We start from the raw sequence: 21,187 nt of genomic DNA on the forward strand, positions 1-21,187 counted from the left end.
GTCACGGGGACCTGTACGACCGTTAGTCTTAGATGGTGACTGAGCTATCTGCAAAACCCGTCTTTTCGCTGTCCAGCACCGCCCAGAGCGGAGCAGCCGACTATCCCGGACTTGACCACTGGCGGGACCTTCCCATTTCGCAGCAGCCCAGCTGGCAGGACAGGGCAGTTTTTGACGCTTCCGTGAAGGAACTTTCCATCCTCCCTCCGCTGGTGTTTGCCGGTGAGGTGGACATCCTCCGCGAGCGGCTTGCTGCTGCTGCCCAGGGCAAGGCGTTCCTGCTGCAGGGCGGGGACTGCGCCGAGACGTTCGAGGCCGCGACCGCGGACAAGATCAGCGCCCGCGTCAAGACGATCCTGCAGATGGCGGTGGTGCTTACCTATGGTGCGGCCATGCCCGTCATCAAGATGGGCAGGATGGCCGGGCAGTTCGCCAAGCCCCGCTCGTCCAACGATGAGACCCGTAACGGGGTCACGCTCCCCGCCTACCGGGGGGACATCGTGAACGGGTACGAATTCACTCCGGAGTCCCGCGGCCACGACGCCGCCCGCATGCTCCGCGCGTACCATACCTCCGCTGCCACGCTGAACCTGATCCGGGCCTTCACCCAGGGCGGCTTTGCCGACCTGCGCTCCGTGCACCAGTGGAACAAGGGCTTCACCGAGAACCCGGCGCACGCCCGCTACGAATCACTGGCCCGCGACATCGACCGGGCCATCAAGTTCATGGATTCCTGCGGTGCTGACTTCGAGGCACTGAAGCGCGTTGAGTTCTTTGCCAGCCACGAGGCCCTGCTGCTGGATTACGAGCGGGCCCTGACCCGGATCGACTCCCGCACCGGCTTCCCGTACGACACGTCGGCGCACTTCCTCTGGATCGGGGAGCGGACCAGGGAGCTGGACCACGCCCACGTCGACTTCCTGTCCCGGGTGCGGAACCCCATCGGCGTTAAGCTGGGCCCGTCCACCACCGGTGACGACGCCCTTCGCCTGATTGACAAGCTGGACCCCGAGCGTGAGCCGGGCCGGTTGACCTTCATCACCCGTATGGGTGCAGGCAACATCCGCGAGAAGCTTCCCGCCGTCGTCGAAAAAGTCACGGCGTCCGGTGCCCAGGTTCTGTGGGTCACCGACCCCATGCACGGAAATACCGTCACGTCCCCGAACGGCTACAAGACACGCAACTTCGACGACGTCATTGACGAAGTGCGCGGCTTCTTCGAAGTACACCACGCGCTGGGCACGGTTCCGGGCGGCCTGCATGTGGAGATGACGGGGGATGACGTGGCGGAGTGCCTCGGCGGCGCTGACCCGATCGACCAGGACGCCTTCCTGGACCGCTATGAGTCGGTCTGTGATCCGCGGCTGAACCATATGCAGTCGCTGGAAATGGCCTTCCTGGTGGCCGGCGCCCTCGCCCGGCACTGATACCGCACTTCACGCCCCTGACGGTGGTGCAGGCGGTCTGCCCGCCTACACCACCGTCAGGGTAATGACTGAACCTTCCGGCACTTCCGTATCCACCGGGTCCTGGTCCCGGACAGTTCCGAAGAAGCCGCCCAGGATATTGTTCACGCGGACCTGGAAGCCCAGGTTCTCCAGCGCCCTCCTGGCCTCCGCGGCCTGTCTGCCGATATAACTGGGGACCTCCACCATCCGTGGTCCCTTTGAAATGGTCAGTGTCACGGTGCCGCCCCGAGTGAGTGTTCCGGTGGCCGGATTCTGGCTGACCACCGCCCCCTCGGGGACACCCCTGCTGAAGACTTCTTCGCGTGCCACCTCCGCCTCAAGTCCTGCCGCCTCGATGGCGTCGACGGCGTCATCCTCGTCCTGGCCCACCACGGAGGGCACGGGTATGGGCTCGGGGCCTTTGGACACCACCAGGCTGACGGGCGTGCCATGGCGGACAGGCGTGCCTGGGGGCGGGTCCTGCGAGAGGACGATGCCCGCGGGCACCTCTTCGTTAAACTGCTCGGTTACGGTGCCGAGCGCCATTTCCGCTGCATTGAGGCCGTTCTTGGCTTCCTCCAGGGTGCCGCCGGACAGTTCCGGCAGGGGGAACAGTTGGGGACCTTTTGACACGAAGAGGGATATCGGCTGGAATTTGCGGATTTCCGTACCTGCTTCCGGCTCGCTGCCCACCACCAGACCTGACGGTACGTCGTCGTCGAAGACGTCGCTGGTGGTGGACCGGAACCCCGCATCGCTGAGAAGCTGCTGCGCCTGCGCCACCGTCTTGTTCGCCACCGGGGGGATGGTGGCGGCGGAGCCTGGACCCATTCCGAAGAACCACCCGGCACCCGTCGCCAACAGGGCGGCAATAATGAGGATTGCCACCCACAGGACACCCCTTCGGCGCGGGCTGCCCTCCCTGAGGGTTCTTGAGGGCGTTGCCGCGGCCCGGGCCCGGGCCCGTTCGTCTTCCTTGTCCGCCTTGCGCTGCGCGCGCTTGCCCAACCGGGCGGGAGGCGGAGGAGCCCAGGGAACTTCTGTCTCGTCCCCCGGCGGCGTGAGCGCGTGCCGGGAAGCACCGGGGAACTGTCCGGGTGGACCGTCCCCCGAAGAGGAGTGTCCAGGCGATGGCCGATATGGGGGTGCAGCCGGTTTGCCGAAGGGCAGGACGGTGGTGGGGTTGTTCGGCCTGCCGATGACCTCCGTGGGACTCTGGGCGGCGTGGTTTGGGCTGGCGAAGCCCGGGATGGGCGCCGCGTCCTGGGGCTGCCGTGGCGGATTTGCCTGCCGCTGCGGCTGCGGCTCGCGCTGCGCCGGAAGCCCCGATCCTGCAACACCCGCACCCGCACCCCCGGCAGCAGCGGCCGGCGGATGCAGGTCGAGTTCCGCGTCCGTGAGGTTGGTCCGGATGTGCCGCAGTTCCTGCAGCAGTGCGTTTCCGTCCACCGGCCGGTTCTCCGGATCATTGGCGGTGCACCACTGCACCAGCTCATCCACCTCGCCCGCCAGCCCGGGGACCAGGACGGAGGGCGGGCCAACTGTTCCATTGACGTGCTGGTACGCCACCTGGATGGGCACCTCGCCCATGAAGGGCTGCTGGCCGGTGAGCATCTCGTACAGCATGATGCCGACGGAGTAGATGTCGCTGCGGGCGTCGGCCGGTTGTCCCAGGACGAGTTCCGGCGAGAGGTAGGCAACGGTACCAATCAAGGCGCCGGTGCTGGTGGAAGTGGTGACCGCACGAGCGAGCCCGAAGTCGCCGACCTTGATCCGGCCGTCGTCGGAAATCAGGACGTTTTCCGGTTTGACGTCGCGGTGGATGAAGCCGGCAGCGTGTGCAGCGCCCAGTCCTTCAACCACTGGATCTATCAGCGCCAGGGCCAAGCGGGGCGGGAGCGCGCCCTTTTCGTTGATCAGGTCACGCAGAGTGTGGCCCTTGATGTACTCCATGACCAGGTAGGCGGTGTGGCCGTCGTTCCCCTGGTCAAGGACGCCCACCACGTGCGGATGCGACAGCCTTGCTGCTGCCTTCGCTTCCCGGCCCAGCCTGCCCAGGAAGTTTTCATCTGCGGACAGGTGTGGATGCAGTACCTTCAATGCCACATCCCGGTCCAGCCGCTGGTCAGTGGCCAGGTAAACGGTGGACATGCCTCCCCGGGCCAGCCTGGACCTGACGGCGTACCGGTTGTCCACCAGCGTTCCCAGAAGGGGGTCTGACACGTGTTCCTGCACCCTACGATCCTAGTCCCCGCAGCGAAACGGGTCCGAACCAATACCGGTCCGGACCCGTGTCCATGGTGCTGGCCGCCAGCGGGCGGGAGGCCTAGCCGAAGTTCTTCTGGTGGGCCTTGATGGCTGCGACGTAGGCCTTGGTGTCGTCGTACATTCCGTACTTGCTCACGGAGTACTGGCCCTGGTAGTAGCCTGCTATGGCTGTATCCCTGTCCTTGCTGGTGGCGAGCAGCTGGCGGATGATCGCCACCCCGGCCGTTGCGTTGTCGTAGGGATCCAGGAGGTTCAGTTTCCGTCCCACCAGGTCCGATGCCCACTGGCCCGAACTCGGAATGACCTGCATGGTTCCGATGGCATTAGCAGGGGATACCGCGCGCTGGTCGAACCCGGATTCCTGGTGTGCGAAAGCGAGGGCGAGTGAAGGTTCCACGCCCATCCTGCGGGCGGTGTCCGCCACGATGTTCCGCATCTCAGCGCGGGAAGGCACAGGGGAAGCGTTCAGAAGTGCTTTGTTCTGGTTGGCGGAGCTGACCACAGCGGCCGGATAGCTGAACCCAAGGAAAGAACTGGGAACCAAAGGAGTCACCGATGCCGCGGGCTGCGGCGCTGCACCGGAGGTTCCGGGGATGGCCAGCTTGTTGCCCGGGTAGATGGTACTGGTCATGCTCAGGCGGTTTGCGGAGAGCAGCTCGGAAAGCTTGACCCCGTGGCGGGAGGCGATGGCAGAGAGAGTGTCGCCGGCCTTGACGGTGTAGGAACCGGAAGCAGGCGCCGGACTGGCCGGTGCCGGTGCAGTCGGTTTGGATGTGGAGGCCAGGCTCCCTGGAGCCGGAGCGGCCGCCGGAGCAGTGCTTCCCCCGCCGACCTTGATCTTCTGGCCGGGGTAAATGATGGAGCGCATGTTGAGGTTGTTCCAGCCGAACACCTCTGACAGAGCTACGTTATGCCGGGCTGCGATGCCGCCCAGCGTGTCACCCGGCTTTACGGTGTAGGTGGCTGTGCCTGCCGGCGCCGGTGCTGCCGGCGCCGGCGCTGCGGACGGGGCTGCAGGTGCAGCACCAGCCGTACCCGGCAGCTTAATCTTCTGGCCAGGGTAGATGATGGTGTTCGGCTGGAGGTTGTTCAGCTTGAGAACCTCGGCAGTGCTCAGCCCGAACTTCCCTGCGACGGCGCTGATGGTGTCGCCACGGGCGATGGTGTAGTCCGCCGGTACCTGCGGCTTTGCCGGCCGCAGGGACGCGGGGATGGACGTGGACACCGAGGAGGCGGGAATTACCCCGCCGGTCGCCTTGACAGCCTGTGCCTTCATGGCTGCGGCAAGTGTTCCGGGAATGGCGCGGGCGGGCTGCTCAGCGGCAGCCGGCTGGGCCAGGGCCAGTGATGACAGGACAACCGCTGGCAATGCTGCCGTGGTGGCGGCGAGCATGGGCAGGCTCGGCTTGGGGGGCTGCTTGTACGAGCGGGACATCGACATGGAAAGAATCCTCTTCTCAACTGCGGGCGCGGGCGGGGATGCCGCTGTCATCACTGATACTAGTGTTACTGCTGTTATTGCTGTTACAAAAGTGGTCAATGAGAATCTCTCATATATTGCGGAATAGCACAAGAATTCGCGTAATGGACGCAAGGAAGAATTGCGGGAGTGTCCGGTATGCCGCTGAACCCCATAAAGGGTCCGACTAGGCGGCGGGGCGCGCAGCGTGGCAACCTTGATGCGTGAGTAACGTAGAAAACCTGGTGGGCGAATGGTTGCCCTTGCCCGACGTCGCGGACTTGTTGAATGTGTCCATCACTAAGGTGCACAGCCTGATTGATGAACGCGCCCTGGTGGCACTGCGGGTGGGCGAACGGAATATCCGCTCGGTGCCTGCTGACTTCATCCAGGACAGCCAGGTTGTCGACAGCCTCAAGGGAACCATCGTTGTCCTGGCCGATGCGGGCTATTCCGACGAGGATCTGGTCGTGTGGCTCTTTACACCTGACGAATCATTGCGCGGCCGCCCTATTGATGCTTTGCGGGAAGGCCGCAAAACGGAAATCAGGCGCAGGGCGCAAACTCTGGCCTGGTAATTGCACGGCTGGAATTCTGCCGTTCCATCAATTCGCGACCCATCACTTCCGGCTAGGAGGCTCGGCTGACGGCAGCTTCAGCCAGCCTCCGTAAAGCGGTTTTCGGCAATTCCTCCACTGGCAGGGCCTGAAGTGCGTCGAAGGCAGCGGCGCCGAATTCGTTAATAAGCACCTCTGTGGCAGCCAATGCCCCGGATTCCTCAATGATCCGCCGGAGCTCCTGGATATCGCCTTCGGAAAGATCGGGGCTGCCGAGCCTGGTGTCAATAAAGGCCGCTTCGGCAGCCGAGGCATGGTCCAGGGCAAGGGCAATCAGGACTGTGCGTTTCCCTTCCCGTAAATCATCCCCGGCCGGCTTGCCGGTCGTCTGCGGGTCGCCAAAGACGCCCAGGACGTCGTCGCGGAGCTGGAAAGCTTCACCCAAAGGCAGGGCGAAGGCGGAGTAGCCCCGCAGCAGCTCGTCCGGGGCTCCGGCGAGGGCTCCGCCCAGAGCCAGCGGATGTTCTGTGGAGTACTTGGCGGACTTGAAGCGGATGATGGCCTGCGCCCGGGAAACGGCACCGGCACGGTCCCGGACGGGACCGGCGACTTCTTCGAGAATGTCCAGGTACTGGCCGGCCATGACCTCAGCCCGCATGAGGTTGAAGATCAGCCTTGCCCTGCTGCCCGCCGCCGCCCGCTCGCCTATCTCCGTGAAGGCTTCCTCGCTGAAGGACAGGCAGAGGTCCCCCGCCAGGATGGCCGCCGCCTGGCCGAACCGTTCGCTGTCCAGCGCCCAGCCCCGGGAGCTGTGCAACTGGCTGAAGCGGCGGTGGACGCTTGGTCCGCCCCGCCTGGTGTCTGAACGGTCGATGATGTCGTCGTGGATCAGGGCAGCGGCCTGGAACAGCTCCAGGGCTGCCCCGGCAGTGACCACCTCTTGCGCGGCAGTCGCTCCACCTGCCCCCCGCCAGCCCCAGTAGCACATCAGGGCTCTGAGTCGCTTGCCACCCGTCACCAGATTTGAGATGGAACCCATGATCGGCTCGATGTCCGGGGAGATGGTGGACATGGTCGACTGCCGCGAAGAGAGGAACGCGGTCAGTTCGCCGGCAACTGTTGCGACGAAGTCTGCCTGCTCGTCCCTCAGTTGTTCTGCTCCCGTCACTTGGCTGACTCAGCTGCCACGTTGGCGCCGATGGTGAAGGTGGCAACTCCTGCTGCTTCAACCACCGAAAGATTTACAGTCTCGCTGTCCCCCCGGACGAAGTCCTTCGAAGCCACTGCTCCCACGGCCTCACCGGGCACCGCCTTGAAGCCCTGACCCTCCAGCGCTTTCGTGTAGAAGTCGATGATTGATGCAGTGGGGGCAGTGATGCTGGCCACGAGTGCGGCCGTGGCGGGGGCGGATGCCTTATCAAAACTGCTGGACACAACGGTCGAGCCCGGCATGAGCGGAAGAAGCTGCTGCGGAAAGCCCTCCACTACAGCGCCGACCGTAGCCGACGTATTGGGCGATGCCGAGGGGCTGGGGGACGCGGTGATGCTGGATCCGGCGGTTGCCGGAACGGACGCGGAAGCTGGAGCTGACGTGTCAGTGGTTCCCGACGGTGTTGGACTGCAGGCTGCAAGGGCCAGAGCCGCACCGGCAGCAAGAACTGCCAAAGCTGCTTGCCTGGGGTTTCCAAAGACCGTCACAGGGATTTCCTCCTGGTAGTGATGCCGGATTCAGCCTCCAGTCTAGACATCACGGAACCGATAGGATTGCAGCCGTGGGGCCTGAAGGGAAGAACGAGCCACCCGGAGCACGTCTTCCGGGACGCAGGCGCAAGTGCATAATGCACGTGGATATGGACGCCTTCTTTGTATCGGTTGAGCTCAGGACACGTCCTGAGCTCCGTGGCAGGCCTGTGATTGTCGGCTTCCCGGCGGAGCGTTCCGTGGTTCTCTCTGCCTCGTACGAAGCCCGGGCCTTCGGAGTGAAATCGGCAATGCCGATGGCCGTCGCTGCCCGCATGTGTCCCCAGGCCGTCATCATTGAACCCCGGCACAAGCTGTACTACGAGGTGTCAGCGCAGTTGATGGGCATCTTCGAATCCGTCACCGAACTCGTGGAACCCCTCAGTGTGGACGAAGCGTTCCTTGACGTCACCGGCGCCATACGCCGGCTCGGGCCGCCCCGGGGCATTGCGGAGATGATCCGGCGGCAGGTCGCCTCGGAGCTGGGCATTACCGCCTCTGTGGGCATTGCGGAAACGAAGTTCGTGGCGAAAATCGCTTCCACCCGCTGCAAGCCGGACGGACTGCTCCTCATCGGCCCGGATGAAACTGTGCCCTATCTTCACAGCCTTCCTGTCGGCGCCCTCTGGGGCGTAGGCGCAAAAACCGCGGACGTGCTGGCAAGGATGGGCATCAGGACGGTTGCGGATGTGGCAGCAACACCGGTGCCCGCGCTGAAGAAGATGCTGGGTGCAACAGGGGAACACGTCCATCGGCTTTCCTGGGGGATAGATCCACGCCCTGTCACTCCCATCCGGCTGGAGAAGAGCATCGGAGCGGAGGAAACCTTTGCCGTGGACACCGCTGATGACGCCTTGCTGCACCGTGAACTCCTGCGCCTGTCGCACCGGACTGCCGCACGCCTGCGCGCGGCAGGAACGGTTGCCCGAACCGTGGCCCTCAAGCTCCGGTTTGCGGATTTCTCCACCATCACCCGCAGCCGGACCCTCCAGACACCGGTGGACAGTGCGCAGCTGATCTACGCGGTGGTGCTGCAGCTGCTGGAGTCCGTGGGGGAGCGGGCCATGACCGTCCGGCTAGTAGGGGTACGGGCTGAACAGCTTGAAGAAGCAGCCCGGACATCGCTGCAGCTCAGCATCGACCGCCGGGACGAGAACTGGCGCGCCGCTGAGCAGGCGCTGGATGCAGTCAGCCGCAAGTTCGGCAAGTCGGTCCTGCCCGCCCGCCTTATGGGACCCGGAAATACCTCTGAATAGAGGCCGCTCGAGGGGTGGGCTGGAGGCATCCGGGAAAGTCATTGCCGTCTTTCAGAACAGCCCCCAACAAACTATCCTTAGATATACATAGTTTTCGAGTGACTGGACTTACTGCCGGACCCTCTTGGACATGCTCCCGCTCCCGCGACGGCATGCCGGGTTACCGACTTTCGCCACTGCAGGCGGAGCGGGAACCTCTTAGGCACAGCAGCCGTTAACGGAGCAGAAGTTGTGGCTGGGATCAGCCCGGACGTTGGCCTACAAAAGGAGGTCGTGATGCCGCTGTCGGAGCACGAACAGAAGCTGCTTGAGCAGCTGGAGAAGCAGCTTCACGAGGACGACCCGAAGTTCGCGAATTCCATGGGTTCAGACCCGGGGCGCTCATGGTCCACGAGGCACGTGGTGATTGGCGTTCTCTGTGCCCTGGCTGGCGTCTTCCTGTTGCTCGTGGGTGTCACTCTCCAAAACATCTTCGTAGGCGTACTTGGCTTCGTGGTGATGGGCGGCGGTGTCTACTTCGCCACCATGCGGAGCAGTGCTGCAGCCGCGAAGACAGGAGCGAAGGCGGGCCGGAAGCCGGGCAAGCAGAGAAGCTCCTTCATGAGCAGCCTTGAAGAACGATGGGATGAACGGCGGAGGGGCGAGCCCTAACGCTGCAGCTTTTCCTGCTGGTTTCACCTGCCTCCATTTCGCTCCCCTTCAAAGAGCAACTTGCGAAAAGACCCGCCCGTGGCGGGTCTTTTCGCTTTTAAGGCTGCTCCATTCATGGGCTGCCAGGAGGCGGGCGTAAAATTCGCCCTTTTCTTTGTTCTGTTCTGACCAGGGCTGCCGGCAGTGCGCCGGGGATCGCAAAAAAGCCTCCATTTTCCACCACCAGCCAATATCCGCGTCTTTTCGGGCCACTTTTCCCACAATGAGCTTTCCTAAAGGACGCGTTTGCGTTGACTGTGGGGGAAAGTGGAGTAATGTGGAGGGCATAAGAGGGTGGTTGCAACATAGGGGATGTGCAGTTCCTGACAGCGGACAGGCGGTGGGCCAGTGTTTCTGGGCACTCACTCGCCGCGTCTGGATGAAAAGGGGCGGATCATTCTCCCCGCCAAGTTCCGCGAGGAACTTGCCAGCGGACTGGTGCTCACAAGGGGCCAGGAACGTTGCATCTACGTCTTCAGCGAGAAGGAATTTGTACGGGTCCATGAGCAAATGCGGGAGGCGCCAATCTCCTCAAAACAGGCTCGGGACTACATTCGCGTCTTTCTCTCTGGAGCCTCGGACGAGGTACCTGACAAGCAGGGGCGCGTGACCATTCCACCGGCGCTCCGGGAATATGCAGGCCTCGGCAGGGAACTTGCCGTGATAGGCGCCGGATCCCGCGCCGAGATCTGGGACGCCCAGGCTTGGAATGAATACCTTGCGGAGAAGGAAACAGCCTTTTCTGAAACTGATGACCCCATCCCGGGCATTCTGTGAATTCCGGGCAGGGACAGCAGGCAGTTTCTTGGATGAGATCTCCAGCCGCCCATCGGCCGGCCATCCTGGCTCAACTTCCCCGGAGCCAGGCCGGCAGGGCGATAGGCGCGGATGGGGATCTGGCCCAAGAAGCATCAAGGTGACAGCGACGGCGAGAAAGGACGAGGCATGAACGAACACCCAAAGCCCACGTCCGAACGCCATGTGCCGGTCCTGCGGGAACGGTGCATTAATTTGTTGGCCCCCGGATTCGAAGTTGCCAGGCTCAGGGGTGAAACGCCGGTGGCAGTGGACGCGACCCTGGGCATGGGCGGCCACTCCGAAGCCATGCTGCAGCGCTTTCCGGACCTGCACCTCATCGGAATTGACCGGGATGAGGAAGCCCTTGCCCTGGCCGGTGAGCGGCTGGCTCCCTTTGCAGCGCGGACAGACCTCGTACATGCCGTCTATGACGAGATTGAAGACGTCCTTGAGGACCTCGGGGTTCGCGAGGTTCACGGGATCCTGATGGACCTCGGCGTGTCATCCCTCCAGCTGGACGAACGCGAACGTGGCTTCGCCTACTCCTTCGACGCGCCGCTGGACATGCGGATGGACACCAGCCGTGGCCAGACCGCTGCTGACGTGGTCAACAACTACAGCGAAGAGGACCTCGTCAGGATCATCCGGAAGTGGGGCGAGGAAAAGTTCGCCGGGCGCATTGCCAACAGGATCGTAGCCGCCAGGGCCAGCAAGCCCTTCAGCACCACGGGGGAACTCGTGGAACAGATCCGCTCAGTGGTTCCGGCCTCAGCGGCCAAATCCGGCGGGCATCCTGCCAAGCGCACTTTCCAGGCATTGCGGATCGAGGTCAACGAGGAACTCGACGTTCTTGAGCGCGCCGTACCTGCCGCCGTTGGCTCCCTGGCCCTGGGCGGACGGATCGTGGTGATGTCCTACCACTCACTGGAGGACAAGATCGTTAAGGGCGTCCTGCAGGCGCGTTCCAGGTCATCCGCTCCGCTCGGCTTCCCGGTGGAGCTGGAAGAACACAAGCCGGAACTGAAAGTCCTCACTAAAGGCACCGAGGTGCCCACCGCCGTCGAATTCGCCGAGAACCCCCGCGCTGCGTCAGCAAGGCTGCGCGCGGCGGAAAGAATCAGAGCCAGGAGAGCTGCATGAGCACCGCTGCCGTCAAGAACTTTCCCGCCGCTTCCGGCAGTTCGGCGGCGGGTACTGCCCTGCCCGCACGCACCCCGGGTGACCGGCGGAAGGGCCGCACGCCGCTGTCGGTAGTGCGCACCGCACCCCGCAAACGGCGGGCACCTTTCGTGGTGCTGTGCTTCGCCATGCTGGCCGTGGCGCTGGTCGCCGTGCTGGTGTTGAACATCTCAGTCTCCACTGCCCAGTACCAGTTGGTGGAGCTGCGCGCCAGGCAGAGCACGCTCACCAAGCAAAACCAGGACCTCACCCAGCAGGTACAGAACTTCGAGGCACCCCAGAACCTGGCGGCAAAGGCCTCCGAGCTGGGGATGGTGGCCTCCACCGTCAAAGGCCAGATCGACCTGTCCACCCTTTCCGTGACAGGCAAAGCGACGCCGGCAGTTAAGGGTGGTGCGCAGGGGGCGGTTATTCCTGCGCCCGCAGTTGCCGGGCAGCTGATCGTGGTTCCGCCGGCCAGCAAGGGCGAACCGCTGCAGAGCCGGAAACCCGCAGAAGCGGAATCTCCCGTGGCTGACGCAGCGGCCTCGAAAGCGGCCGCCCCGGAGGCGCCTTCGCGGGAAGCACCCCGGCCTGCAGCTCCGTCCGCGCCTGCCGCCGGTGCTCCTGCCACGCCGGCAACGCCCGCTGCTCCCGCCGTGGAGCTCCACGGCGGATCCGTTCCCGCACCCGAACAGAAAGTCCCCGGGCAGTAAACACAGCAGGTCTGGACAGGCAGCAGGGTCGAGCAGCAAGGGATATAACGGTGGCGCAGAGGACCGGCAAGGCAGGAAACGGCAAGGTGCCGAACGCCACCAAGCGCTTGCGCCTGGGACTCGGCATTATGCTGACGCTCCTGCTCGTGGTGGGCGGCAAACTCTTCCTGGTGCAGGGGCTCGACGTGGGGGGCATGGCGGAAGCGGCCCTGAACAGCCGGATGAAGCAGACAGTCCTTCCGGCAGAACGGGGCAGCATCCTGGACTCGGGCGGAACAGTGCTGGCCAACAGTGTGATCCGCTACAACGTGGTGGTGGACCAAAGGGTCAACACGAAAACGGAGACGTTCAAGCGGCTGGACGACTCCAAGGAGAAGCTGGTGGATGTCAGCCGCGAGCAGGGGCTCAGGGAACTGGCCGCCGCACTCGGCATGGAAACGGACGCCATCCGCGAGGCAGTCACCGGGGAGCAGCCCTACTACATTGTTGCCAAGGACGTAAAACCGGACGTCGAGGACCGGATCTCGCAACTCCAGATTCCGGGCATTGTGACCGAAGGCGTGAGCAAACGCGTCTACCCCAACGGTTCAGTGGCCGGCGGAATCATCGGCTTCCTGCAGGACGGCGCCACTGGCCAGGCAGGCATCGAGCAGACGCAGGATGAGCTCCTGAAGGGCAAGGACGGCAAACGGCTCTTCGAGATCGGCGCGGACGGCCTGCGAATCCCCGTGGGCGTGGATGAACTGACACCACCGGAGGACGGCAAGGACGTCAAGCTCACCATCAATTCCGACCTTCAATATTTCGCCCAGCAGGCCATCCAAAGCCAGTCGGACAAACTCGGCGCCGAATGGGGCGTCATCATCGTGATGGATGCCAAGACCGGCAACCTGGTGGCGATGGCGGACACCAACTCCCCGGACCCTAATGACCCGGGCCGCGTTGCCGCCAAAGATCGCGGCGTCCGTTCGGTCACCGCGGCTTATGAGCCGGGCTCGGTGCAAAAAATGATGACGGTTGCCGCGCTCATCGAGGAGGGCAAGGCAAGCCCGCTGGATGAGTTCACCCTGGACCCGACCTACACGGTTAATGGGCAGACCTTCAGTGACTCCTTCGCGCACGGCACCGAGAAGCGGACGCTCGCCGGCATCCTGGGCTACTCGATGAACACCGGAACCGTGATGGCAGGGCAGCGCCTGAGCAAGGAACAGCGCTACGACTGGCTGAAGAAGTTTGGTATTGGCGAAGCCCCGGACGTTGGCCTGCCTGCCACGGCATCGGGCATCCTGACGCCCTGGCAGCAGTGGGACGGGCGGCAGGAATACACCGTCCTGTTCGGTCAGGGTGTGTCGCAATCCACCCTGCAGACCGTGCGGGCGTTCCAGTCCATCGCCAACAACGGGGTGATGCTGCAGCCGCGCCTGATCGACTCCTATGTCTCGTCGGATGGTACGGAGGAAAAGGTCCCGGCCGCGGAACCCCGGCAGATCGTGTCCGAGGATACGGCACAGCAGGTCCAGGACATCCTCGAAAGCGCAGTCACCGAGGGCCAGATCAAGGATGCAGGAATCGACGGCTACCGGGTGGGCGCCAAGACCGGCACCTCCGAATCCCCGTGTGATGACGGCAAGTCAGGGTTCTGCGGATACACCGCCTCACTGGTGGGTATGGCACCGATGGATGATCCGCGGTTTATTGTTGAGGTGGTACTCCAGCGGCCCAAGGGCAGCATTTACGGGATTACCAACGGGCCGGTGTTCCGATCGGTCATGAGCCAGGCACTGCGGACCTACAACGTCCAGCCGTCCACCGGCGAACCGGCCAGGCTGGCCCAGTTCGCCAAGTAACACCCCGGCAGCAGCCGCAACAGCCCGCGCTGTGGCGGCTCATCCATGCCGGGGCACGGTCCACTAGCACCATCGGAGATCCCTTGTCAGAGTTCAACCCGTCCAACCGCCGCACGGCACCGACCGAGGAAGCTGCACGCCAGGAAACAGCGCCGGAGGAGAACGCCGCCGGGGCACGGAACGGCCGGGCCCGCTTCCGCCCCGCTGCCGTTGAATCCATCCGGCTGGACGCCATTGGCGAGGCAATCGGCGTCGCTGTGAAAGGGGCTTCTGCCGGCGTGGCCGTGAGAGGAATCTCCTTAAATTCCCGGACGGTGGAATCCGGCGACCTTTACGTTGCCCTTTCCGGCGCCTCCCGCCACGGTGCGGACTTTGCCGCCCAGGCCATCCAGGCCGGAGCGGCGGCTGTGCTGACGGATGAAGCCGGTGCCCGCCTCCTGGCACTCTCTTCCGACACCGCCGTGCCGGTACTGGTGGTGGATGCCCCGCGCAACGTGGTGGGACCGCTGTCCGCCATGATCTACCGCAGCAGGCACGATGGCACCCCCCAACTGTTCGGCGTCACGGGGACCAACGGCAAGACCACCACCACCTACTTCATCACCTCGCTGCTGCGGTCACTGGGAACCAGGACGGGCCTGATCGGGACCATAGAAATCCTGGCCGGCGGGGAACCGATTCCGAGCGTCCTGACCACCCCGGAGTCCACGGAGGTCCACGGGCTGCTGGCGCTCATGCGGGAGAACGGGCTTGGCGCGGCTGCGATGGAGGTCTCCTCGCACGCCATCTCCTACCAGCGCGTGGACGGCCTGCAGTTTGACGTCGCAGGTTTCACCAACCTCACCCAGGACCATCTGGACCTGCACCACACGATGGAGGAGTACTTCGCAACGAAGGCGGAGCTTTTCACGCCGGAGCGGGCGCGGAAGGCAGTGGTGATGGTCGACGACGAATGGGGCCGCCGGCTCGCCGGCAGCAGCAAGGTGCCCGTCACCACCCTCAGCGCATCCGGGGAGAACCAGGCTGACTGGACCGTGACCGCCACCGCGCCCCGCGGACTCGGCACGGAGTTCACCCTCACCGGCCCGGGAGGCACCGTCCTGCAGGTACATACGGGGCTTCCGGGCAGCTTCAACGTGGCTAATGCGGCCCTCGCCGCGGTCATGGTGCTCGCCGGCGGTGTGGACGCCGCGACACTGCAGGCGGCGCTGAATGCGGGGGATCCCTTCACGGTAGCGGTGCCGGGCCGCATGCAACTGGTCTCTGATCGGCCGGCCGCAGTGGTGGACTTCGCCCACAACACTGACGCGCTGGCCCGCGCACTGGAGGCGGTGCGCTCACCGGAAACAGGATCCCGGCTGATCGTGGTGTTCGGTGCCACTGGCCAGCGCGACCAGGGGAAACGCCCTGCCATGGGTGCCATCGCGGCCAGGCTCGCCGACACCGTGATCATCACCGATGACGACCCCCACGACGAGGACGCGGCCGCCATCCGGGCGGACGTGCTCGCGGGCGCGCGGGAGGCACAGTCCAGGGAGTCTTTGCCGTGCACCGTGTTGGAGGTGTTCCCCCGTGACCGTGCCATCCAGCACGCCGTCGAGCTTGCCCGGCCCCAGGACACTGTCCTGGTGGCCGGCCGCGGCCACGAGGTGTGGCAGGAAGTGAAAGGCGTCAACCTTGCCCTGGACGACAGGGTGGAGCTGCGCAGCGCCTTGACAGCCAGGGGATTCAACGTTCTCCAAGCCGACCGGATAGAGTCCTAGACCGAGATGATTGCATTTACTGCGGCGGAAATCGCCGAAATCACCAACGGGCGCCTGGACGCCGATCCCGGGATCACGCCTCTTTCGGTGATCACTGATTCCCGCGAAGCCTCGCCCGGTTCGCTCTATGTCGCGAAACCGGGGGAGTACGCGGACGGGCATGACTTTGTCGAAGCCGCATTCGCCGCCGGCGCAGTCCTGGCGCTCGTGGAGCGTCCGGTAACAGCCGCCGACGGCAGCCCCTATCCCGCCATCGTGGTTTCCGACGCGGTGCTGGCCATGGGCGCGCTGGCCGCCGAGGCCGTCAGCAGGATCCGGGCCGCACGCGCCGACGCCCATGACAAACTGACAGTCATTGGCATCACCGGCTCGGCCGGAAAGACAACCACCAAGGACCTGCTGGCGGGGATCCTGTCCGGCCAGGGCGCCACGGTGGCGCCAAAGGGCTCCTACAACGGTGAGATCGGCGTTCCGCTGACGGTCTTCACCGCCGGAACCGATACCCGGTACCTGGTGATCGAAATGGGCGCTACCGGAATCGGCCACATCCGCTACCTCGCTGAGATGGTCAAGCCGGACATCGGCGTGGTTTTGGGTGTAGGAACAGCTCACGCCGGCGAGTTCGGCGGGGTGGAGAACATTGCACGGGCCAAGGGTGAACTGGTGGAAGGCCTGGCGCCCTCCGGGACCGCCATCATCAACCTGGACGACGACCGGGTGGCCGCAATGCGCGCACGCACCTCTGCCTCCGTCGTCGGCTTCTCCGCTGAAAGCCGTCCCGGCGCCGCCGTACAGGCCCTCAACACCGACACCAACGCTGATGGAAACCCTGAATTCGACCTCCTCCTCCCCGGTGAGGAGGCCCCCCGCCATGTCAGCAGCCGCCTCATTGGCGCCCACCACGTGGGCAACCTGTTGGCAGCCGCGGCCGCAGCATGGGCTGCAGGCGTCTCCGGTGCCGATATTGCCGCTGCCCTGAGCAGCCAGGCAGCCGCCAGCCGCTGGCGCATGGAGCGCACTGAGCGGGCCGACGGCGTCACCATCATCAACGATGCCTATAACGCCAACCCGGAATCCATGCGCGCCGCCCTCCGGACACTCGCGGACCTCGGCCGCGGCCGCAGGACCTGGGCCGTGCTGGGTGCCATGCTGGAACTTGGCGAGGACTCCATCCGGGAACACACCGCTGTCGGCACGCAGGTGGTGCGCCTCAACATCTCCCGGCTCGTCGTTGTAGGCCGGGAAGCACGCGCCCTCTATGTTTCAGCCGTGCAGGAAGGCTCGTGGGGGGACGAATGCATCTTCACAGAGACCGCCGACGAAGCCTATGAACTGCTGACCGCTGAACTTCAGCCCGGGGACCTGGTGCTGTTCAAGTCCTCCAACAGCGTGGGGCTTCGCCACCTGGGCGATCGGATAGCATTACCCCCACAAACCCCGCAGCCCGCCGATGAAAGGAGCACACTGCTGTGATTGCTCTTCTTATCGGCGCTGGCCTTGCGCTGCTCTGCGCCCTGGTGGGCACGCCGCTGTTCATCCGGCTCCTGGTCCGCCGCGGCTACGGACAGTTCATCCGCGACGACGGACCCACCTCCCACCACACCAAGCGCGGCACGCCGACGATGGGCGGAACCGTGGTGGTGGCAGCCGTTCTGCTGAGCTACGGCCTGACCCACCTCATCATGCTGATGATCAACCCGGATTCGCCCGGCCCGTCAGCCTCGGCCCTGATCCTTCTGTTCCTGATGGTTGGAATGGGGCTGGTGGGATTCCTGGATGACTTCATCAAGATTTCCCGGCAGCGCAGCCTGGGGCTCAACGCCAAGGCGAAGCTCATCCTGCAGGCCGCTGTGGGCATCATCTTCGCGGTGCTTGCCCTCAACTTCCCCAATGAGGATGGCCTCGCACCGGCCTCGACGAAAATCTCCCTGGTCAGGGACCTGCCCTGGCTGGACCTGGCGTTCGGCGGAACGGTCCTGGGTGCCATCCTCTTCGTCATCTGGTCCAACCTGATCGTGACCGCCGCCACCAACGGCGTCAACCTCACGGACGGTCTCGACGGGCTCGCGGCCGGTGCCTCAGTCATGGTCTTCGGCGCTTACACCCTCATGGGAATCTGGCAAAGCAACCAGGCCTGCGGTTCACCCCGGCAGGCCGGCGGCGGCTGCTACACCGTCAGGGACCCCCTCGACCTCGCCCTGCTGGCGGCCATCATCAGCGCCGCCCTGGTGGGTTTCCTGTGGTGGAATACCTCGCCCGCCAAAATCTTCATGGGTGACACCGGCTCCCTGGCCATCGGCGGCGCCATTGCAGGCTTCGCCATCCTCTCCAGGACCGAACTGCTGCTGGGAATCATCGGCGGCCTCTTCGTCCTCATCACGCTGTCCGTGATCATCCAGGTGGGCTACTTCAAGGCCACCGGTGGCAAACGTATCTTCAAAATGGCACCACTGCAGCACCACTTTGAACTCAAGGGGTGGGCTGAAGTGACGGTGGTGGTCCGGTTCTGGATCCTCGGCGGCCTCTTCGTCGCCGTAGGCCTGGGAATTTTCTACGCTGAATGGGTTGTGCTGCTGTGACCGTTTCCCCCCGCCTCCAGAACCTCGTCAGCTGGGACTCCGACTGGTCCGGCCTGCGGGTTGCAGTCACCGGCATCGGCGTTTCCGGTTTTGCCGCCGCCGATACCCTGATCGAGCTGGGCGCGCGGGTTGTGGTGGTGGACGCCGCCACCAGCGAAAAAGCCAAGGCGCATGCCGAGACCCTGAAGATCGTCGGCGCCGCGGACGTCCTGCTCGGTGAGGAAGCAGTCAGCCGGATTCCCCGGATTGACGGCGGGCTTCCCGAGCTGATCGTTACCTCACCCGGGTGGCGGCCCGACCAGGCACTGCTCGCCGCTGCTGCACGCGCCCATATCCCCGTATGGGGAGACGTGGAACTCGCCTGGCGGGTCCGCGTCAGGGAAGGCCGTAAGACCGCAGACTGGCTTGCCATTACCGGAACCAACGGAAAAACCACCACCGTGGGCCTCACCGAATCCATGCTGCGCGCCGCTGGACTGAAGGCAATCGCTGTGGGCAACGTGGGCACTCCGATTCTGGACGCCATCCGCGACCCCGTTGAATACGACGTCTTCGCCGTTGAACTGTCCAGCTTCCAGCTGCACTGGGCAGAGTCACTCTCGCCAGTTGCCAGCGTTTGCCTCAACGTCGCGGAGGACCACGTTGACTGGCACGGTTCCTACGATTCCTATCTCGCGGACAAGGCCAAGGTGTACGAACGCACCCAGAAAGCCTGTCTTTACAACGCAGAGCAGATCGAAACAGAGCGCATGGTGGAGAACGCCGACGTGGTGGAGGGGTGCCGCGCCGTCGGCTTCACGACCGTTACCCCCGCCGTGAGCATGCTCGGGGTGGTGGAAGGGCTGCTGGTGGACAGGGCCTTCATCGAAGAGCGCAGGGACAGTGCTGCGGAGCTTGCCTCGATGACCGATCTCGGCGCCCTTGCACCCCGGCACATGGTGGCCAATGCCCTGGCCGCCGCGGGCCTGGTCCGGGCCTATGGCGTTGAGCCCAAGGCCGTGCGGCAGGGCATCCGGGACTACATTCCGGGGGACCACCGCATCCAGCCCGTCGCGCGGCACAACGGCGTGCTCTGGGTCAACGATTCCAAGGCCACCAACCCGCATGCGGCGTCCGCCTCCCTGGCTGCGTTCAAGGACGTGGTCTGGATCGCCGGAGGCCTGTCCAAGGGGGTAACCTACGATGACCTCGTTCGGGAGCACGCCCACCGGCTCAAGGCAGTGGTGCTCATCGGAGCGGATACCTCGGCATTGGCCGGGGCCCTCCAGCGACACGCGCCCGATGTCCCGGTGATTGAGCCGGCAGCGGGAGAAACTGAACAGGTGCAGACTGCTGCAGCGGACAGTGGCATCGAGGCCGGTTCACCCCTGACAGGGGAAGCCGTGATGTCCCGGGCCGTTGCGTCAGCAGCCCAGCTGGCCCGGTCCGGTGACACTGTGCTGATGGCTCCGGCAGCTGCTTCCATGGATCAGTTCTCTTCCTACGCTCACCGTGGTGACACTTTCATCGAAGCTGTCCGCGAGCTGGTGGAAGGGCAGGCCCAGACCGGCGAGGAGTAACAATGGTCAGCACGCCAACGCGGCCCCAGCCAGCGAAGCAGCAGGCTGGGAACCCGCGTGCCGGATCCTCGGCATCGCCGGCACAGCGCCAGGCCTCCGCCCCCTTCCGCCTAAAGGCGGCCTACCGCAGGTTCTGGCGGGCCCTGGAGGGAACAGGGACCTCCCGGAACGGCTCCACGTACTACCTCATCCTCGGCTCCACCCTGGCGTTGACTGCCATCGGCATCATGATGGTTCTCTCCGCCTCCAGCGTGGAGTCCATCGCTGCCGGGAAGTCACCGTACGGGGATGCACTGAAACAGGGCATGTTCGCAGGCATCGGCATGTTCACCATGTTCGTGCTGTCCCGCATCAACGTGATCTGGTTAAAACGCCTCGCCTGGCCGGCCATCATCGTGGCCGTGGTACTCCTGGGCATGGTGCAGATCGTGGGCGCGGAGGTCAACGGCAACAAGAACTGGATCGACCTGGGCGGCATCACTTTCCAGCCGTCCGAAGCGTCCAAGCTGGCACTCGCACTCTGGATGGCCACCGTCCTGGCCCGGAAGGGAAAGCTCCTGAGCCGCTGGCAGCACGTTGCGGTTCCCGCCGTTCCGATGGCCATCATCATCGTCGGACTGGTCCTGGTGGGAAACGACCTCGGAACGGCCATGATCATCATGATGATTACGGCCGCAGCGCTCTTCTTTGCCGGCGCGCCGCTCTACCTCTTCGGCATCGCAGGACTGGTGGCGGCCGCCGGAACAGCCGTCATGGCAGTCACCAGTTCGAACCGCATGTGCCGCATCACCTCCTGGTGGACCGGGGAGTCCTGCGCCAACGGCATCGACGCCAACTACCAGGCCACCAACGGCCTTTACGGGCTGGCATCCGGCGGATGGTTCGGGGTAGGACTGGGGCAAAGCCGGCAAAAGTACAGCTGGATCCCCGAAGCCCACAACGACTTCATCTTCGCCATCATCGGCGAGGAACTCGGGCTGGTGGGAACCGTCGTCGTCCTCATCCTTTTCGCCATCCTGGGAGCCGCTATCTACCGCGTCGTGGTGGCACAGGAGGACATGTTCCACCGTGTGCTCGCCGGAGCAATCATGGTGTGGCTGCTCGGCCAGGCGACCGTGAACATGTCGGTGGTCACCGGCCTGATGCCCGTCATCGGCGTACCCTTGCCCTTCATCTCCTATGGAGGTTCGGCACTGCTGATGTCGCTCTGCGCCATCGGGGTGGTGCTCTCCCTCGCCCGGGAGCAGATGGCGCCCGCCATCCGCCCCAAGCGGATGCTCAAGTTCAAGGCCAAACCGGCGCGGAAAGACGCTGCCCGGAAGAAGACCGAAAGAAAGCGCGCCTAACCC

Annotated in this window: 18 protein-coding genes; 13 read left to right on the plus strand and 5 right to left on the minus strand. The window is 64.5% G+C overall.

Annotation, left to right across the window (positions count from 1 at the left end):
• The first annotated feature begins 32 nt into the window (after positions 1–32).
• Positions 33–1,427 carry a class II 3-deoxy-7-phosphoheptulonate synthase gene (locus FDW84_RS16395; protein ID WP_138610571.1) on the plus strand — a complete coding sequence of 465 codons (1,395 nt, stop codon included), beginning with the start codon at positions 33–35 and terminating at the stop codon, positions 1,425–1,427.
• Between the two features lie 45 nt (positions 1,428–1,472).
• Here the strand turns inward: FDW84_RS16395 and FDW84_RS16400 are convergent, their stop codons facing one another.
• Both FDW84_RS16400 and FDW84_RS16405 read right to left on the minus strand, forming a co-directional pair.
• Positions 1,473–3,683: a Stk1 family PASTA domain-containing Ser/Thr kinase gene (locus FDW84_RS16400; RefSeq protein ID WP_138610572.1), complete on the minus strand. Its 2,211-nt coding sequence runs from the start codon at positions 3,681–3,683 to the stop codon at positions 1,473–1,475.
• Positions 3,684–3,774: 91 nt separating this feature from the next.
• Positions 3,775–5,157, minus strand: coding sequence for a lytic transglycosylase domain-containing protein (locus FDW84_RS16405; protein WP_138610573.1), 1,383 nt, complete (start codon positions 5,155–5,157; stop codon positions 3,775–3,777).
• Positions 5,158–5,399: 242 nt separating this feature from the next.
• On the opposite strand from FDW84_RS16405, the gene FDW84_RS16410 reads away from it, so the two are divergent.
• Complete coding sequence (locus FDW84_RS16410) at positions 5,400–5,753, plus strand: Rv2175c family DNA-binding protein (RefSeq protein ID WP_171046815.1); 354 nt, start codon at positions 5,400–5,402, stop codon at positions 5,751–5,753.
• A gap of 52 nt (positions 5,754–5,805) precedes the next feature.
• Here the strand turns inward: FDW84_RS16410 and FDW84_RS16415 are convergent, their stop codons facing one another.
• Together FDW84_RS16415 and FDW84_RS16420 are read right to left on the minus strand one after the other, a co-directional pair.
• Positions 5,806–6,900 (minus strand): polyprenyl synthetase family protein, encoded by a 1,095-nt coding sequence (locus FDW84_RS16415; RefSeq protein ID WP_138610575.1) that lies wholly within the window; start codon positions 6,898–6,900, stop codon positions 5,806–5,808.
• Positions 6,897–7,430, minus strand: a complete 534-nt coding sequence (locus tag FDW84_RS16420; RefSeq protein ID WP_138610576.1) for a hypothetical protein — start codon at positions 7,428–7,430, stop codon at positions 6,897–6,899. Before FDW84_RS16420 ends, FDW84_RS16415 begins: the two co-directional genes overlap by 4 nt.
• A 140-nt stretch (positions 7,431–7,570) precedes the next feature.
• Here FDW84_RS16420 and dinB point away from each other — a divergent pair, with 140 nt between their 5' ends.
• A complete protein-coding gene (gene dinB, locus FDW84_RS16425) occupies positions 7,571–8,728 on the plus strand; it encodes a DNA polymerase IV (RefSeq protein WP_138610577.1) in 1,158 nt (385 codons plus the stop codon).
• Between the two features lie 276 nt (positions 8,729–9,004).
• Positions 9,005–9,379 carry a DUF3040 domain-containing protein gene (locus FDW84_RS16430; protein ID WP_138610578.1) on the plus strand — a complete coding sequence of 125 codons (375 nt, stop codon included), beginning with the start codon at positions 9,005–9,007 and terminating at the stop codon, positions 9,377–9,379.
• A gap of 48 nt (positions 9,380–9,427) precedes the next feature.
• On the opposite strand, the gene FDW84_RS16435 is transcribed toward FDW84_RS16430, so the two are convergent.
• The gene (locus FDW84_RS16435) at positions 9,428–9,640 is read right to left on the minus strand and encodes a hypothetical protein (RefSeq protein WP_138610579.1); all 213 of its coding nucleotides are present in this window, start codon (positions 9,638–9,640) and stop codon (positions 9,428–9,430) included.
• Between the two features lie 126 nt (positions 9,641–9,766).
• Between FDW84_RS16435 and mraZ the strand changes: the two genes are divergently transcribed.
• The 9 genes from mraZ (at position 9,767) to ftsW (ending at position 21,184) form a co-directional block, all read left to right on the plus strand.
• Entirely contained in the window at positions 9,767–10,195 is a 429-nt protein-coding gene (mraZ, locus tag FDW84_RS16440; protein WP_138610580.1) for a division/cell wall cluster transcriptional repressor MraZ, read from the plus strand.
• Between the two features lie 168 nt (positions 10,196–10,363).
• Positions 10,364–11,356, plus strand: coding sequence for a 16S rRNA (cytosine(1402)-N(4))-methyltransferase RsmH (gene rsmH, locus FDW84_RS16445; RefSeq protein ID WP_138610581.1), 993 nt, complete (start codon positions 10,364–10,366; stop codon positions 11,354–11,356).
• Positions 11,353–12,090, plus strand: a complete 738-nt coding sequence (locus FDW84_RS16450; RefSeq protein WP_138610582.1) for a cell division protein FtsL — start codon at positions 11,353–11,355, stop codon at positions 12,088–12,090. Before rsmH ends, FDW84_RS16450 begins: the two co-directional genes overlap by 4 nt.
• 50 nt (positions 12,091–12,140) lie before the next feature.
• Positions 12,141–13,937 (plus strand): peptidoglycan D,D-transpeptidase FtsI family protein, encoded by a 1,797-nt coding sequence (locus tag FDW84_RS16455; RefSeq protein ID WP_138610583.1) that lies wholly within the window; start codon positions 12,141–12,143, stop codon positions 13,935–13,937.
• Between the two features lie 218 nt (positions 13,938–14,155).
• Positions 14,156–15,700: a UDP-N-acetylmuramoyl-L-alanyl-D-glutamate--2,6-diaminopimelate ligase gene (locus FDW84_RS16460; RefSeq protein ID WP_171046818.1), complete on the plus strand. Its 1,545-nt coding sequence runs from the start codon at positions 14,156–14,158 to the stop codon at positions 15,698–15,700.
• Positions 15,701–15,706: 6 nt separating this feature from the next.
• Entirely contained in the window at positions 15,707–17,173 is a 1,467-nt protein-coding gene (gene murF, locus FDW84_RS16465; protein ID WP_138610585.1) for a UDP-N-acetylmuramoyl-tripeptide--D-alanyl-D-alanine ligase, read from the plus strand.
• Entirely contained in the window at positions 17,170–18,279 is a 1,110-nt protein-coding gene (gene mraY / locus FDW84_RS16470; protein WP_138610586.1) for a phospho-N-acetylmuramoyl-pentapeptide-transferase, read from the plus strand. Before murF ends, mraY begins: the two co-directional genes overlap by 4 nt.
• Positions 18,261–19,838 (plus strand): UDP-N-acetylmuramoyl-L-alanine--D-glutamate ligase, encoded by a 1,578-nt coding sequence (gene murD, locus FDW84_RS16475; protein ID WP_171046816.1) that lies wholly within the window; start codon positions 18,261–18,263, stop codon positions 19,836–19,838. The genes mraY and murD overlap by 19 nt, the downstream gene beginning before the upstream one ends.
• A gap of 2 nt (positions 19,839–19,840) precedes the next feature.
• Positions 19,841–21,184: a putative lipid II flippase FtsW gene (gene ftsW, locus FDW84_RS16480; protein ID WP_138610588.1), complete on the plus strand. Its 1,344-nt coding sequence runs from the start codon at positions 19,841–19,843 to the stop codon at positions 21,182–21,184.
• Positions 21,185–21,187 lie beyond the last annotated feature (3 nt).

Origin of the sequence: Pseudarthrobacter sp. NamE5, assembly GCF_005796225.1 — a bacterium.
Taxonomy (GTDB): Bacteria; Actinomycetota; Actinomycetes; order Actinomycetales; family Micrococcaceae; genus Arthrobacter.

Coding starts and splice junctions, on each gene's coding strand:
- FDW84_RS16395 (WP_138610571.1), top strand. CDS start 33: ATGGTGACTGAGCTATCTGCAAAACCCGTCTTTTCGCTGTCCAGCACC.
- FDW84_RS16405 (WP_138610573.1), bottom strand. CDS start 5,157: ATGTCGATGTCCCGCTCGTACAAGCAGCCCCCCAAGCCGAGCCTGCCC.
- dinB (WP_138610577.1), top strand. CDS start 7,571: ATGCACGTGGATATGGACGCCTTCTTTGTATCGGTTGAGCTCAGGACA.
- FDW84_RS16430 (WP_138610578.1), top strand. CDS start 9,005: ATGCCGCTGTCGGAGCACGAACAGAAGCTGCTTGAGCAGCTGGAGAAG.
- rsmH (WP_138610581.1), top strand. CDS start 10,364: ATGAACGAACACCCAAAGCCCACGTCCGAACGCCATGTGCCGGTCCTG.
- FDW84_RS16450 (WP_138610582.1), top strand. CDS start 11,353: ATGAGCACCGCTGCCGTCAAGAACTTTCCCGCCGCTTCCGGCAGTTCG.
- murF (WP_138610585.1), top strand. CDS start 15,707: ATGATTGCATTTACTGCGGCGGAAATCGCCGAAATCACCAACGGGCGC.
- murD (WP_171046816.1), top strand. CDS start 18,261: ATGGGTTGTGCTGCTGTGACCGTTTCCCCCCGCCTCCAGAACCTCGTC.
- ftsW (WP_138610588.1), top strand. CDS start 19,841: ATGGTCAGCACGCCAACGCGGCCCCAGCCAGCGAAGCAGCAGGCTGGG.